This is a genomic window from Frankia sp. CpI1-P (assembly GCF_001421075.1).
Lineage (GTDB): Bacteria > Actinomycetota > Actinomycetes > Frankiales > Frankiaceae > Frankia > Frankia torreyi.
Genome location: NZ_LJJX01000012.1, coordinates 103,001 through 117,999, shown reverse-complemented (window position 1 = coordinate 117,999; position 14,999 = coordinate 103,001). Strand labels below are relative to the sequence as shown.

Genomic DNA, 14,999 nt, shown 5'->3' with positions numbered 1-14,999 from the left:
GCTCCCCGGTTGCCGCCCTCGATCTCGCCGCCGGCCTGCTCGGGGCGCGGGGTCGGGTACTGCCGCTGTCCACCGCGGGCATCGACATCGTCGCCGACGTCCTCGGGTTGGACCCGGCCGTACCGGGGGCGGTGACCGAGGTACGCGGGCAGGCCGCAGTTGCCACCACGGCGGGACGGGTGGCCGGTGTCCGGCTCGCACCGGCGGAACCGGCGGCCTGCGCGGAGGCGGTGGCGGCGGCCCACGCGGCCGACTGGCTCGTGCTCGGCCCGGGCTCGCTTTACACGAGCATGCTGCCGCACCTGCTGGTGCCTGGGATGCGGCAGGCGATCACCACCTCGCGGGCGCGCACGCTGATGGTCCTCAACCTGGCCGCCCAGCCGGGGGAGACCGCCGGGTACACCCCGCAGGCCCACCTCGACGCCCTGCGCCGGCACGTGCCCGGGCTGCGCCTGGACGTCGTGATCGCCGATCCGAGTGCCGTGCCCGAGCCCGACCCGCTGGCGCGGGCTGCGGCGGATCTCGGCGCCCGGCTGCATCTCGCGCCGGTGCGGGTGCCCGGCGCACCCGTGCACGACCCGGCCCGCCTTGCCGAGGCCTTCCGTGCAGTGTTCGCACGGTCCGGAGCGGGCGCACGGTCCGAAGCGGGCGCACAGTCCGCGGCGGCGTCGCCGGCCGTCCGCACCGGGCCGTCCGGGCCGCCGGCCCCGTCGGTGCCGCGGGCGCCGTCCGCGGGGGTCAGCCGGCGGCCGGTCACGAAGTACCCATCGTCCGGCGGCGCCGTTCGCCGGACCCCATTCGGTGAAGCCAAGGAGTGATCGGTGTGGCGGCGATGACGGCCACCGTCAAGGACGAACTGAGCCGGCTACGGGTCGCGAAGCCCTGTTGCCGGCGGGCCGAGATGGCAGCCCTGCTGCGTTTCGGTGGGGGGCTGCACATCGTCGGGGGCCGCATCGTGGTGGAGGCGGAGCTGGATACGGGTGCGACCGCGCGTCGGCTGCGTCGGGAGGTCGCCGAGGTCTTCGGCTTCCCGTCCACGGTGGCGGTGCTCGCCGCCGGGGGGCTGCGCCGCTCGGTGCGCTACATCGTGCGGGTCGAACGCGACGGTGAACAACTCGCCCGCTCGACGGGGCTGCTCGACCAGCGTGGCCGGCCCGTCCGCGGGCTGCCGCCGCAGGTCGTCACCGGCTCGGCCTGCGACGCGGCGGCGGCATGGCGGGGTGCGTTCCTCGCCCATGGGTCGCTGACGGAACCTGGCCGGTCCTGCTCGCTCGAGGTGACCTCGCCCGGTCCGGAGGCGGCGCTCGCGCTGGTCGGGGCGGCGCGGCGGCTCGGTGTGCAGGCCAAGAGCCGCGACGTGCGTGGGGTCGACCGGGTGGTCATCCGGGACGGGGACGCCATCAGCGCGTTGCTGACCAAGATCGGTGCCCATGACAGCCTGATGGCCTGGGAGGAGCGGCGGATGCGCCGCGAGGTCCGGGCGACGGCGAACCGGCTGGCGAACTTCGACGACGCCAACCTGCGCCGCTCGGCCCGCGCCGCGGTCGCGGCCGGGGCGCGGGTGCAGGCGGCGATGCGCATCCTCGGTGACGACGCGCCCGAGCACCTGCTCGCCGCGGGCCGGCTGCGCCTGGAACACGCCCAGGCGTCCCTGGAGGAACTCGGCGCGCTCGCCGACCCGCCGCTGACCAAGGACGCCGTCGCCGGGCGGATCCGGCGGCTGCTGGCGCTCGCGGACAAGCGGGCGAACGCACTCGGCATCCCCAACACCGAGGCAAGCGTCTCGCCGGACCTGCTGGAGAACGCCTGAGTGTTGACAATGCGTCATCTGGTTGATTCCGGGCATTTCGCTAGCTGGATCAGCGCTATTCCTGATAAGGGCCCGTTGGTGGCGGAACGTGCCGAGGTCGGACCAACGATGCCCGAACGTCCGTGGAATAATCGCGGAGTAGCACCATCGGGATCGCACGCAGGGGACGGTGCAGGCCTCGCGCCGCGGGGGTGCCCGAACGGTGGAGCGGCTCGGACGGTGTGACAGGCAAGCGCGGGACGTGCCTGGCCCGGGGGTCCGGGTGGGGGAGCGGCGGGAACCTCCGGAGGCGGAGCATCGTCGTGACCGGGTGGGAGCAGGTAGCCCGACGGACGCGCGGTCCCGTGTGAGGAGACCAACACCGCACGGTTCGGATTACCGCCGATGATGTGCGAACTCGTTAGGCTCCTGCCTCGACAACGANATACCGAACTCCGGTCATGACGCAAGCGGCGTCGTGGCCGTCGAAACGACGAGACAAGACGGTAGGGAGTCCTGAACGTGGCTACGCGGGTGGGTGTCAACGGCTTCGGGCGGATCGGCCGTAACTTCTGGCGGGCGCTCGCGGCGAGCAAGCGGGACGACCTTGAGATCGTCGCCGTCAACGACCTGACCAACAACAAGACCCTCGCGCACCTTCTCAAGTACGACACCACCCTGGGCACGCTGGCCGCGCCGGTCAGCGTCGTCGACGAGGGCATCCGGGTCGGCGACACCCTGATCAAGGTGCTCGCCGAGCGCGACCCGGCCGCGCTGCCCTGGGGCGAGCTGGGCGTGGACATCGTCATCGAGTCCACCGGCCGGTTCACCAAGGCCGCCGACGCGGGCAAGCACCTCACGGCGGGTGCCAAGAAGGTCATCATCTCGGCCCCGGCCAAGGACGAGGACATCACCGTCGTCGTGGGCGTGAACGACGACGCCTACGACCCGGCGAAGCACCACATCCTGTCCAACGCCTCCTGCACCACGAACTGTGTGGCGCCGATGGCCAAGGTCCTCGACGAGGCGTTCGGCATCAGCCAGGGCCTCATGACCACCATCCACGCCTACACCAACGACCAGGTCATCCTGGACTTCCCGCACGAGGACCTGCGCCGGGCCCGGGCGGCGGCGCAGAACATCATCCCGACCACCACCGGTGCCGCCAAGGCCACCGCGCTGGTCCTGCCGCACCTCAAGGGCAAGCTCGACGGCATCGCCATGCGGGTGCCGGTGCTCGACGGCTCGGTCACCGACCTGGTCGCCACGCTGAACACGCCGGCGACCAAGGACGAGGTCAACGCGGCGTTCAGGGCGGCGGCCGACGGCCCGCTCAAGGGCTACCTGGTCTACACCGAGGACCCGATCGTCTCCTCCGACATCGTGAACACCCCGGCATCCTGCACCTTCGACTCGCTGCTGACGATGTCCGCCGGCAACCAGGTCAAGATCGTCGGCTGGTACGACAACGAGTGGGGCTACTCCAACCGGCTGGTCGACCTGACCGCCCTGGTCGGCGCCCGCCTCTAGGTTCGCCGTAGTACTGGTCTCGCTGTAGTACTGGTTTCGCTGTGGTGCAAGGCGCCGTTCCGGCCGGGGCCGCCGTCCGCGGTCCCGGCCGTCGTGGTTGCGTCCCNCACTCTTCCTCTCGCATCGCAACCGCAACGCCGCGGAGCGTGTCCGGCCAGGTTCCCGGTGGGGATCGCCGGAGGCGGTTCGCAGCATCGCCCGTCTCCCTTCCCCGGTCTCGAACCCAATGGAGTAACCAAGAGTGAGGACGATCGACGACCTACAGGTCGCCGGGCACCGCGTCCTGGTCCGCAGCGACCTGAACGTGCCGCTGGACCGTTCGGGCGACACCCCGCGCATCACCGACGACGGCCGGGTCCGCGCCAGTGTCCCGACGATCGCCGCGCTGCTGGACCGTGGCGCGCGGGTGATCGTGACCTCCCATCTCGGCCGTCCCAAGGGCGAGCCCGACCCCAAGTACTCGCTGGAGCCGGTCGCGGTCCGCCTCGGCGAGCTGCTCGGCCGGCCGGTGGCCTTCGCCGGCGACGGCACCGGCGACATCTCCGGCGCCCGCGCGCGTGAGGTCGTCGCCGGTCTCGGCGACGGCGAGGTGGCGCTGCTGGAGAACCTGCGCTTCTCGCCCGGCGAGACCAGCAAGGACGCCGTGACCCGGGCGTCGTTCGCGGACGCCCTGGCGGCCCTGGCCGAGTTCTACGTCGGCGACGCCTTCGGCGCGGTCCACCGGGCCCACGCCAGCGTCGTCGACGTGCCCAAGCGCCTGCCGCACGCGGCCGGCCGGCTGGTGCTCACCGAGCTCGACGTGCTGCGCCGGCTCAGCGCCGACCCGGCCCGCCCCTACGCGGTGGTCCTCGGTGGCTCGAAGGTGTCGGACAAGCTCGGGGTCATCCGCGCCCTGCTGCCCAAGGTCGACGCGCTGCTCGTCGGCGGTGGCATGTGCTTCACCTTCCTGGCGGCCCTCGGCCACGGCGTCGGGGGCTCGCTGCTCGAGTCCGAGATGATCGACACCTGCAAGGCCCTGCTCGCCGAGGGCGGCGACCGGATCGTGCTGCCGACCGACGTCGTCGTCGCCGACCGCTTCGCCGCCGACGCCCAGACGGCGGTCGTCGCCGCCGACGGGATCGAGGCGGGCTGGCTCGGCCTGGACATCGGCCCGGAGTCCACGGCGCAGTTCGCCGAGCGGCTCGCCGGCGCCGCGACCGTGTTCTGGAACGGCCCGATGGGCGTGTTCGAGCTCGCGCCGTTCGCCGCCGGCACCCGCGGGGTCGCCGAGGCGATCGCCGCCGGGGACGGCTTCTCCGTGGTGGGTGGCGGGGACTCCGCCGCCGCCGTGCGCACGCTCGGCATCCCCGACGACGCCTTCAGCCACATCTCCACCGGCGGCGGGGCGAGCCTGGAGTACCTCGAGGGCAAGACGCTGCCCGGCCTCGCGGCGCTCGATGTCTGAGACCGGGAGCCGGTGATGGCACCGCTGGGCCGGGGACGATCCGAACGGGGTACCGAGAAAGGTAAGAACCGCGTGAGCAAGGACAAGGGCACCGGGCGGCGGACACTGGTGGCCGGCAACTGGAAGATGAACCTCAACCACCTCGAGGCCATCGCGCTGGTGCAGAAGATCGCCTTCGATCTCAAGCCCGCGGAGCTCGAGACCGTCGAGGTCGTCGTCATCCCGCCGTTCACCGACCTGCGCAGCGTCCAGACGCTGATCGACGGCGACAAGCTCGCCCTGGGCTACGGCGGGCAGGACCTCTCTCCGCACGGCTCGGGCGCGCACACCGGCGACATCAGCGGGTCGATGCTGGCCAAGCTCGGCTGCTCCTACGTCGTCGTCGGCCATTCCGAGCGCCGCGCCGACCACCACGAGGACGACGCCCTGGTCGCCGCGAAGGCGAAGGCGGCCTACGCCGCCGGGATCACGCCGATCCTGTGCGTCGGCGAAGTGGAGGAGATCCGCGCGGCCGGCACCCACGTCGAGCACGTGCTGGGCCAGCTCACCGGGTCGCTTGCCGGGATCACCGCCGAGCAGGCCGCGACGATCGTCATCGCCTACGAGCCGGTGTGGGCGATCGGCACCGGCCGCACGGCGTCCGCCCAGGACGCCCAGGACATGTGCGCCGCCGTGCGCGGGCAGCTCGCCCGGCTCTACGGCGACGCGGTGGCCGCGGGCATCCGCGTGCTGTACGGCGGCTCGGTGAAGGCGGCGAACGCCGGCGAGCTGTTCACCATGCCCGACGTCGACGGCGGGCTCGTCGGCGGGGCCAGCCTCGTCGCCGAGGAGTTCGTCGGCATCGTGCGCAGCGGCCCGCCCGCCTGAGGCGGCCGAACCGAGAGCCCGGTGGGGGTGAACCCCGCCGGGCTCTCGCCGTTGTGGGCGCAGTGCCGTTGTGGGTGCGGTGCCAGATCTCGACGCACGCAACGCTCGCCCGCCGGCCGGACCCGGCTGCGCATCGCGCGCCCGGAGCGGGGTGCGTCACCGCGGTCCGGGCGACAGGGTGCGGTACCTTGGCGGAACCGTAGAGAAACGGCCGGCCGGGCCGGTCTGTATGCGGCTGCCCGCCGTGTACCCGGTCACGCACCCGGCCCTCGCGGTGCCGGTTCCNGCGGGGGCTCGCCGGTGCAAGCGGATACTGTTGCCTGGCGACGTGTGCCGATACCGCTTGCCCCCTGACGGTTGCCGGATCCACCGAGGTTGCTGCCAGGCGTGGGTTGCTTGGCAGGCGTGGGTTGCCTGCCGGGTGCAGGGTGCTTGGCAGGTGCAGGGTGCTTGGCAGGCGTGGGTCGCTTGGTAGGCGCAGGTTGCTGGAAGGCGCAGGAGGTGTGCAGGGCCGTGGAGCCTCCACTGTCGCGGAGGCGAGCCGGGCGCGGGTCTCCTGCCACCTCCCCGAGGAGCAGGAGCTGGTCTGAATGACGGTCGGTCTGTCGATCGCCTTGATCATCGCGAGTATTCTGATGATCCTGCTCGTCTTGTTGCACCGGGCCAAGGGCGGCGGTCTGTCCACCCTGTTCGGTGGGGGCGTGTCCTCGTCGCTCGGCGGTTCCTCCGTCGTGGAGAAGAACCTCGACCGGCTGACCATCCTGGTCGGGACCGTGTGGTTCGTCTGCATCATCGGTCTCGGTCTGCTGCTGAAGAATTGAACGCCCCGCGTGCGCGCCGCCGCCCCCGGAGGGCGGCGGCGTCTCGACTTGCGGCGCTCGCCGCCGTGCTCGCCGTCACCGTCGCGGCCTGCAGCGGCGGTTCCGGCGGCTCCGGCCGCCTCGCCGCCCCCAGCCCCACCCCGACGGCCATCGCCACGACCCCGCCGGCGGCCAAGCCCGGGGGCACCCTGCGCATCGTCACCCAGCAGATGCCCAGCGGAGACCCGGGCTGGGCCGACCAGCCCGGCGAGCAGGCCGTCGTCCGCCTCGTCGCCCGCCAGCTCTACAGCTATCCCGCCGACGCCGATGCGGCGAAGTCGACAGTCCCGCGGCCCGACCTGGCCGCCGGGGCGCCGATTGTCACCGAGGACGGGCTGGTCTACACCGTCCGGCTGCGGTCGGCGGCCCGCTGGGACACCCCGAACCAGCGGCGGATCACGGCCAACGACGTCGCCCGTGGCATCAAGCGGCTGTGCGTGCCGCCGGATCCCTCCCCGCTGCGCGGCTACTTCGCCGCGACGGTCGTCGGCTTCCGCGAATTCTGTACCGAGCTCGCGGCGACCCCGGCCGGGGACGCCGCCGCCTTCGTCGAGAGCAACACCATCGAGGGGGTGGAGATCGTCGGCGATGACACCGTCGCGTTCCACCTGCTCGCCCCGGTGAACGACTTCGTCGACGTACTGGCCCTGCCGGCGGCGTCGCCGGTGCCGCTGGAGGCGCTCGCCTATCCGCCCGACTCGCCGGAGTACCTGCACAACCTGGTCTCCGACGGGCCCTACCGGTTCACCATCGCCCCGGACGACGACGCCACGCCGGGCTACCGGCTGGCCCGAAACCCGTCGTGGAGCGCCTCCTCGGACGGCATCCGCCGGGCGCTACCCGACCACATCACGATCATCGACGGGCTGTCCCCCGAACAGATGCAGCAGCAGCTCGAACGCGGCGACGCGGACATGGCGCTCGACGGTGAACTCCCGGCCGGCCGGGCCGCGGAACTGGCGAAGGCCAAGGACCCGCGCCTCGTCGTCGCCCCGGTGGGTTCCACCCTGGCGCTCACGGTAGGCCTCGACGGGCCGTCCGCGGCAGCCCTGCGCGAACCGGCCATCCGCCAGGCGCTGCCCTACTGCATCGACCGGGTGAGCCTGGCCGCGGCTCTCGGCGGCCCCGAGTTCGCCGCCACCACGGGCGGGCTGCTGCAGGAGCCGATGACCGGCTACAACGACGCCGACCCGTTCCCGAGCCCCGCCGGCCTCGGCGACCCGGCCCGCTGTCGGGAGGCGCTCAGCCAGACCCCCGGCGGACCCGTCACGGCGCTGTCGCTGCTCACCACCGACAGCGCCACCGACGCGGCGGTCGCCGAGGCGCTGCGTACGGCGTTCGCCCGCGCTGGCGTCCGCCTTGACGTGCGGATCCGCACCGGTGCGCGCTGGACCGCCGCGGCGGTCCAGCCCACCGGCCAGTTCTGGGACCTGGCGCTGTCCACGATCACCCCGGCGTGGTTCGGCGACGCCGGGCGCACGGTCTTCCAGCCGCTGCTGGACGAGCAGTGGCTCGGCCCGCGGCCCGCCGACGGCGGCTACCGCGATCCGAACGCCTCCCGCCAGCTCGACGCCGCCCTGCGGGCCACCTCGGAGACCACCGCGGCCGCCTCGTGGGGCGCGCTGGAGCAGACCGTCGTCGGCAGCGCCGCGGTGATCCCGCTGGCGGTCGTGCACACCCCGGAGTTCCACAGCGCGGGGGTCACGACGTTCGCGATCGTGCCGTCCATCGGCACGGCCGATCCGTCCGCCGTGTCGCTCGGATCCGGATGACGCCCGACCCGTCCTTGATCGTCCCGGCTGTGCATGGCCGGGTTGGGGTGGTCGGTGCATCCACGTTGGGCCCTGGCGGCCTACACTCCCCCCAGGACGTACCCGGAGGGACAACCCGGGGGAGTGGCCGGGAACGTCATGCTTGCGGAACCGGCTGTCGGTTCCCGCGGTGGTGCACACCGCGGGGCCGCCGCAGCGGGTTCCGGGCTACCACCCATGGGACGAGACGAAGGAGCACGCGGGCCGTGGCAGGTGGCAACGCCATCCGGGGGAGCCGGGTCGGGGCAGGACCGATGGGAGAGGCGGAGCGCGGCGAGACCGCGCCCCGCCAGCGCATCTCCTTCTGGTGTGCCAACGCGCACGAGACGAGACCGTCGTTCGCCGCGGACGCGGCCATTCCCGACACGTGGGACTGTCCGAGCTGTGGCTTTCCGGCGGGGCGGGACCGGGACAACACCCCGGCCCCGCCGCGGACCGAGCCGTACAAGACCCATCTCGCCTACGTCCGGGAGCGGCGTAACGAGAAGGACGGCGAGGCGATCCTCGCGGAAGCCCTCGCCAAGCTGCGGGGCGCCCCCTAGGCTGATTCGAGGCCTGACATCCGGCCCGCGCCGCGCTCGCGCCCGCGGCCGGACAGGCGGGCCGTCGGTTGGTGCCCGGCGCGGGTGCGCGGGACGCTCCCGCCCGGCCCCGCCAGGCCCACCGCCGAGGATGATGCGCCGTGACCGTTGATGACGTCGGCGCCGGTCGGCTCGTCGCGGGGCGCTACCGGCTGGTCGAGTGGCTGGGCGCCGGCGGGATGGGCACCGTCTGGCGGGCGTACGACGAGGTGCTGCGGGTCGACGTCGCAGTCAAGGAGATCCGGTTCCCGGCCGACCTCGAGGACGCCGAGCGGGCCGGCCAGGTCGACACGGCGATGCGGGAGGCTCGCAACGCCGCCCGGCTACGGGGCAACCCGCACGTCGTGACCGTCCACGACGCCGTCGAGCAGGACGGGCTGCCGTGGATCGTGATGGACTACGTGCCCGCCGCCACCCTGGTCGCCACCGTCGAGCGCGGGGGCCCGCTGCCGGTGGAACGCGCGGCCCGGGTGGGCCTCGCCGTCCTTGACGCCCTCGTCGCCGGCAAGCGGCTCGGGGTGTTGCACCGCGACGTCAAGCCGTCCAACATCCTGCTGGCGCACGACGGCCGGGTGCTGCTCACCGACTTCGGCATCGCCACGCACGTCTCCGACCCGACGCTGACCGGGGGTCTCGGTAGCGGCGGGACCCCCGCCTACATGGCCCCCGAGCGGCTGCTCGGCGGTGCGGCGACCCTCGCCGGCGACCTGTTCGCGCTCGGCGCCACCCTCTACCTCGCCGTCGAGGGGGTCCCCCCGTTTCACCGGGAGACCCTGCCGCTGACGGTCGGCGCGGTGCTGCACGCCGACCCGCCCCCGTTCGCCCGCGCCGGCCCGCTGGCCCCCGCGATCGCCGGCCTGCTGGCCAAGAGCCCGGCGAGCCGGCTGCGCCCCGACGGCGCGCAGGCCCTGCTCACCCGGGCGTCATCCGGCTCCGCGCCGCTGCGCCCGGCCCCTGCAGCGCGCGGTCGAGTGCCGGGTGGCGCGACCGGAGCGGCTCCGGGTGGCGTGTCCGGGGTGGTCCCGGGTGGCGTGTCCGGAGCGGTCCCGGATGGCGTGACCGGAGTAGCCCCGGGGAGCGCGACGCCGGTGTCCCTGCGGGCCATGCCCGGCGCGGTGCCGGGGCGGCGCCCGGTGGCGGGCGGGTCGCCGCCGACGGGGCCGAGCGGGGGGCGGTGGGACTGGCGGCCNGTCGGCCTGCTGCTCGCCGCGCTGGTGGCGGTCGTGGCCGTGGCTGGCGGGATCCTTCTGCTCACCTCCGGCGGTGGCGGTGGTGGCGGCGAGATCGGCCCGTCCCGGTCGGCCGGGCCCGTCGCCGCGGTCGACGGGGACGGCGCGGCGCGGCCGGGGAACGGCGGCGACCTGCCCGCCGGCATGATCGGGCGGTGGCGGGGGACGGTCGCGCAGGACGAGGCCTCGTATCCGGCCGAGCTCATCCTGGCCGGCGGCCGGGTGGGCGAGACCCTGGGCAGTAACCGGAACACGCGCGACGGCTGCGCGGCCGACCTGGAGCTCCTGAGCGTCCGCNGCGCCGAGGCCCGGTTCGCCGAGCGTCTCACCGCGGGCGGCGTGGCGTGCGTCGCGAACGCGGTCGACGTCCTCGTGCTGCGCACCGACGGCACCCTGGACTACGACTATCCAGCGTCCTTGATTGTTCCGGGCGGGCATGCGGTGCTGCGTCGGGTGCCCGGGTGAGCCGACCCCGCCGGCGAATACCACGAGCATCCAGGGGAGGCAGGGGAGGCGTGGCGGGACTCGGGTTTCCACCCCGGACGGGTGACCGGGGGCGACGGCGGGGCGGCCGCGGGCGGGTATGACCCGGGTCTCGGCCCGCAGGCTCCGCGCGGACCGGCGACCGTCCCCCGGGTCCGGGGCGACGGTACTGACTGGAGGTGCCGCGGTGGATCCCGACTTCCCGTTGCTGAGCGTGTTCCTCTACATGGTCTGGTTCTTCGCCTTCGTCCTGTGGCTGTTCCTGCTCTTCGCGGTGATCACCGATGTCTTCCGCAGCCCGGACCTGTCTGGCTGGGCGAAGGCGGNCTGGACCGCCGCCATCGTCGTGCTGCCCTGTCTCGGTGTGCTCGCCTACCTCGTCGTCCGCGGCGGCANCATGCACGAGCGCAGCCGCGCCGCCGCGGACCGGGACGAGCGGGCGTGGCGGGCGTATCTCGAGCGGGCCGCCGCCCCGGCGAGCAGCGCCGACGAGCTCGGCAAGCTCGCGGACCTGCGCGATCAGGGCATCATCAGCGACGTCGAGTTCGAACGCGGCAAGACGCGGATCCTCGCCTGAGCACAGGCGGCGGTCCCGGAAAACCCGGCCCGCCGACCGCACCAACCCACCGCACCAACCCACCGGCGCCTCAGCCGGGGTCGGTGTCAGCCGTGGGTCGGTGTCAGGCGGGAGGCGGCCGCCCGGTCGACCAGCCAGAGGGTGCGTTCGCGGCCCACGGCTCCGGTTGCCGGGACGTCGATCGGCCCCGCTCCGGAGAACGACGCGGCCACGGCCCCGGCCTTCTCCTCACCCGCGACGATCACCCACACCTCGCGGGCCGACTGGATCGTCGGCAGGGTCAGGGAAATGCGTTCCGGCGGCGGCTTCGGGCAGTCGTGCACGGCCACCACCGGCTCCGTGGCCACGACCGCCGGCGAGTTCGGGAACAGGGACGCGACGTGCCCCTCCGGGCCGAGACCGAGCAGGACGACGTCGAACACGGGGACCGCGGCGCCCGGCGCCGCGCGGCCGGCGAGCAGGGCCGCGTACTCCGCCCCCGCCGACTCCGGGTCGGCGTAGCCGGATGCCGCGGTGCTGCCCTCGACGTCCCCGCCGGCCGTCTGGGCCGCGTGATGGCCCATCGGGAACACCCGCTTCGGGTCGACCGGGATGTGGTCGAGCAGCGCCTCGCGGGCCTGCCGGTCGTTGCGGTCGGGGGAGTCCGCGGGGACGAACCGCTCGTCGCCCCACCAGACGTCGACCCTGGACCAGTCGACCGCGTCGACCGCGGGGTTCGTCCGGACCGCTCGCAGCAGTGCGATGCCGATGCCACCGCCGGTGAGCACCACCGACGCCTCGCCGCGGGCGGCCTGCCCGTCGATCAGCCGGGTGATCAGCCGGGCGGCGGCGGCGCGGGCGAGGACGCCGGCGTCGCGGTGCGGGACGAGCTGCGGCTCGGCTGTCATGCGCCGCCCGCCTTCGGCTGGTCCGCCGTCGCAGATCCGGATGTGGACCCGGATGTGGACCCGGCGGCCGGGCCGCGCGCCGGCCGCTTCGCCTGGGCGGCGGAGCCCGACAGGCCGGCGGGCGGGGAGCTCCCGGCGGAGGACGCCGTTCCCGCCTGGGGTGCGCTCCCGGTCTGGGATGCGCTCCCGGTCTGGGGTGCGCTCCTGGCAGGGGATGTCGTTCCCGCCTGGGAGGTCGCCCCGGCCTGGGCGGCGCCGGCGGTCGGCGGAACCGTGCTGGTGACCGTCACGGACTTGTCCATCGGGTCGCGCCAGATGTGCTCGCGGTGCGGCGAGCGGTCGGCGAGGTGCGCCAGGCCGCTCCAGGTACCCAGCGCCTCAGCGAAGACCTCGTCGTCGTCGAGCCGGCGCAGCTCCTCGGCGAGCAGCTCGCCGACGCCGCGGCCCGGCAGCGGCAGGACGCGGTCCGGGTAGCCGGACCGGGAGATCCTCGCCGTGCGGGAGTCGGTCCGGGAGATCGCGAGCTCGGACCCGCCGAAGGACACGGTCACCTTCGTGATGTCGGGCCGGCTCCCGACCTCCTCGACGGACACCGGGATGCCGAGCTTGTTCTGCAACCAGCCGGCGAAGAGCTGGGCGCTCGGGTTGGCCCGCCCGGAGGTGATCACCGCCGCGTCGGGCCGGTCGCTGACGGTGTCGAACGCCGCGGCGAGCAGGGTCCGCCACGGCGTCAGGCGGGTCCACGACAGGTCCGTGTCGCCGGGCGCGAAGTCCGTCGCCCGCTGGGACAGCGCGGCCAGCGGGTCGGGGGCGGCGGTGACGTCGGTGACGCGGCGGTCGGCGAAGACGCCGAGCGGATCGTAGGCGATCCGGACCGGCGGCTCGTCGTGCCACCAGGTGACCACCGGGGCGTCCGGGGCGAGCAGCGGCAGCACGACCGACTCGGCGTGCAGCGCCAGGCGCCCCGACATCCGCATGACGACCGCCTCACCCGGGCCGAGCCGGCCGCCGATCGAGACCTCGGCGTCCAGCCGGGGGTGCGGCGACTCGATCTGACGGCGCACCACGATGAGCAGCCGGCACGGGTGGGCGGAGGCGGCGAGCGTCGCCGCGCCCTCGGCCTCGCTGACGTGCCTCTCGTCGACGACGGCGACGAGGGTGAGCGCCAGCCCGAAGGCCAGCGCCCCGGCCGCCCGCCGCTCGGCGGAGAGGGCCTTGACCACCTCAGAACCGGTGGTGTCCCACAGCGTGGTCACGAGGGGCTCCTATCCGTCCGCGGGAGTGGGCCGCCGGCCGACGGGAAGCCTCGGTCGACGGGAGGGTGCACGCCGTGATGGCCGGCCGGGCGCCGGTGGGCGGGCGCGCTCACGGCCGCCGCCACCGGCGGCCGTCCGCGGCGAGCATCTCGTCGGCCGCCGCCGGCCCCCAGCTTCCCGCGCGGTAGCGGTGCGGGGTCGTGTTCGCCCAGTACTCCTCCAGCGGGTCGACGATCCGCCAGGACTCCTCGACCTCGGCGTTGTTCGGGAACAGCGTCGCGTCGCCGAGCAGCACGTCGAGGATGAGCCGCTCGTAGGCCTCGGGCAGCGCCTCGGTGAACGCCTCGCCGAACAGGAAGTCCATCGCGACGTCGCGGACCTCCATCGCCGAGCCCGGCACCTTGGAACCGAACTTCAGGGTGACGCCCTCGTCGGGCTGCACCCGGATGACGAGCTGGTTGTTGCCGAGCTCGGCGGTGTCGGTGTGGTCGAAGGGCAGGTGCGGCGCCTTCTTGAACACGATCGCGATCTCGGTGACCCGTCGGGGTAGCCGCTTGCCGGTCCGCAGGTAGAACGGCACCCCGGCCCAGCGGCGGGTCTCGATGCCGAGCCGTACCGCGGCGAACGTCTCCGTTCGGGAGCCCGGCGGGATGTCCTTCTCGTCGAGATAGCCGGGAACCCGCTCCCCGGCGAGCCAGCCCTGCTCGTACTGGCCGCGCACGGCAAAGCGGGCAAGGTCGTCGGGCAGCGAGACGGCGCGCAGCACCTTGAGCTTCTCGGTGCGGATCGTCTCCGGGCCGAAGCTGACCGGCTCCTCCATCGCGGTGAGGGCGAGCAACTGGAGCAGGTGGTTCTGGAGCACGTCGCGGGCGGCGCCGGTCTCGTCGTAGAAGCCGGCGCGGGTGCCGATGCCGACGTCCTCGGCCATGGTGATCTGCACCGAGTCGACGAACTGCGAGTTCCAGATCGGCTCGTACAGGCTGTTCGCGAACCGCAGCGCGAACAGGTTCTGCACCGTCTCCTTGCCCAGGTAATGGTCGATCCGGTACACCCCCGACGGGGTGAACACGTCGTCGACCAGGGCGTTGAGGTCGCGAGCCGAGGCCAGATCGTGCCCGAACGGCTTCTCGATGACGACGCGGCGCCAGCCGCCCGAGTCCTGCGCCGAGGACAGGCCCGTGCGCTGCATCTGCTTGAGCACGACCGGGAACGCCGAGGGCGGGATGGACAGGTAGAACGCGGCGTTGCCCCCGATGCCGTGCGAGCGCTCCAGGTCCTCCAGCGTCGAGGCGAGCCGGTCGAAGGCCGCGTCGTCGTCGAAGGAGCCCTGCAGGAAGCGGACGGAGCCGGCCAGCCGGTCCCAGACCTCGTCCCGGAACGGGGTGCGCGCGCCCTTCTCGGCGGACTCGCGGGCGAAATCGACGAAATCGCCGTCCGACCAGTCCCTGCGCGCGAAACCGAGCAGCACGAAACCAGGCGGCAGCAGCCCGCGGCTGAACAGGTCGTAGACGGCGGGAATCAGCTTCTTGCGGGCCAGGTCACCGGTCGCACCGAACACCACGAGGGCGCTCGCGTCCGGCAGCCGGGGCAGTCTGCGGTCACGTGGATCCCGCAGCGGGTTGGATCTCACCGTGGGCGCCACCCGTTCCCCCTTCGTTCTCGCTTCGGTCTACCCGAGGTTGTTT

The 14,999-nt window shown here is 73.6% G+C and carries 12 protein-coding genes and 1 pseudogene; 10 read left to right on the top strand and 3 right to left on the bottom strand.

Features of this window, described 5'->3' with window-relative positions; genetic code table 11:
- The 10 genes and pseudogenes from FF86_RS10775 to FF86_RS45610 all read left to right on the top strand — a co-directional run.
- Positions 1-818, top strand: an 818-nt coding sequence (locus tag FF86_RS10775; protein ID WP_242418533.1) for a 2-phospho-L-lactate transferase CofD family protein, incomplete at its 5' end; no start/stop codon positions are given.
- Positions 819-832: 14 nt separating this feature from the next.
- A complete protein-coding gene (whiA, locus tag FF86_RS10770) occupies positions 833-1,810 on the top strand; it encodes a DNA-binding protein WhiA (protein WP_173667303.1) in 978 nt (325 codons plus the stop codon).
- A gap of 501 nt (positions 1,811-2,311) precedes the next feature.
- Positions 2,312-3,319 carry a type I glyceraldehyde-3-phosphate dehydrogenase gene (gene gap, locus FF86_RS10765; RefSeq protein ID WP_044884740.1) on the top strand — a complete coding sequence of 336 codons (1,008 nt, stop codon included), beginning with the start codon at positions 2,312-2,314 and terminating at the stop codon, positions 3,317-3,319.
- Between the two features lie 241 nt (positions 3,320-3,560).
- Positions 3,561-4,763 (top strand): phosphoglycerate kinase, encoded by a 1,203-nt coding sequence (locus FF86_RS10760; RefSeq protein WP_044884739.1) that lies wholly within the window; start codon positions 3,561-3,563, stop codon positions 4,761-4,763.
- Positions 4,764-4,778: 15 nt separating this feature from the next.
- Positions 4,779-5,630, top strand: coding sequence for a triose-phosphate isomerase (gene tpiA / locus FF86_RS10755; protein WP_255354306.1), 852 nt, complete (start codon positions 4,779-4,781; stop codon positions 5,628-5,630).
- Positions 5,631-6,220: 590 nt separating this feature from the next.
- The gene (gene secG, locus FF86_RS10750) at positions 6,221-6,451 is read left to right on the top strand and encodes a preprotein translocase subunit SecG (protein WP_044884737.1); all 231 of its coding nucleotides are present in this window, start codon (positions 6,221-6,223) and stop codon (positions 6,449-6,451) included.
- A gap of 65 nt (positions 6,452-6,516) precedes the next feature.
- Positions 6,517-8,262 (top strand): ABC transporter substrate-binding protein, encoded by a 1,746-nt coding sequence (locus FF86_RS10745; RefSeq protein ID WP_055407979.1) that lies wholly within the window; start codon positions 6,517-6,519, stop codon positions 8,260-8,262.
- 245 nt (positions 8,263-8,507) lie between these two features.
- Positions 8,508-8,843: an RNA polymerase-binding protein RbpA gene (locus FF86_RS10740; protein ID WP_009399449.1), complete on the top strand. Its 336-nt coding sequence runs from the start codon at positions 8,508-8,510 to the stop codon at positions 8,841-8,843.
- A 140-nt stretch (positions 8,844-8,983) separates the two neighbouring features.
- Positions 8,984-10,071 (top strand): annotated as a pseudogene (locus FF86_RS45625) (serine/threonine-protein kinase); the annotation flags it as partial.
- Between the two features lie 920 nt (positions 10,072-10,991).
- Entirely contained in the window at positions 10,992-11,171 is a 180-nt protein-coding gene (locus FF86_RS45610) for an SHOCT domain-containing protein (protein WP_242418532.1), read from the top strand.
- An 86-nt stretch (positions 11,172-11,257) separates the two neighbouring features.
- On the opposite strand, the gene pgl is transcribed toward FF86_RS45610, so the two are convergent.
- From pgl to zwf, 3 genes are all read right to left on the bottom strand, one after another.
- Complete coding sequence (gene pgl / locus FF86_RS10725; protein ID WP_044884733.1) at positions 11,258-12,058, bottom strand: 6-phosphogluconolactonase; 801 nt, start codon at positions 12,056-12,058, stop codon at positions 11,258-11,260.
- Entirely contained in the window at positions 12,055-13,314 is a 1,260-nt protein-coding gene (locus FF86_RS10720; RefSeq protein ID WP_044884732.1) for a glucose-6-phosphate dehydrogenase assembly protein OpcA, read from the bottom strand. The genes pgl and FF86_RS10720 overlap by 4 nt, the downstream gene beginning before the upstream one ends.
- A 109-nt stretch (positions 13,315-13,423) precedes the next feature.
- Positions 13,424-14,956 carry a glucose-6-phosphate dehydrogenase gene (gene zwf, locus FF86_RS10715; protein WP_044884731.1) on the bottom strand — a complete coding sequence of 511 codons (1,533 nt, stop codon included), beginning with the start codon at positions 14,954-14,956 and terminating at the stop codon, positions 13,424-13,426.
- Positions 14,957-14,999: the final 43 nt, after the last annotated feature.

Coding starts and splice junctions, on each gene's coding strand:
- FF86_RS45610 (WP_242418532.1), top strand. CDS start 10,992: ATGCACGAGCGCAGCCGCGCCGCCGCGGACCGGGACGAGCGGGCGTGG.
- whiA (WP_173667303.1), top strand. CDS start 833: ATGACGGCCACCGTCAAGGACGAACTGAGCCGGCTACGGGTCGCGAAG.
- pgl (WP_044884733.1), bottom strand. CDS start 12,058: ATGACAGCCGAGCCGCAGCTCGTCCCGCACCGCGACGCCGGCGTCCTC.
- secG (WP_044884737.1), top strand. CDS start 6,221: ATGACGGTCGGTCTGTCGATCGCCTTGATCATCGCGAGTATTCTGATG.
- tpiA (WP_255354306.1), top strand. CDS start 4,779: ATGGCACCGCTGGGCCGGGGACGATCCGAACGGGGTACCGAGAAAGGT.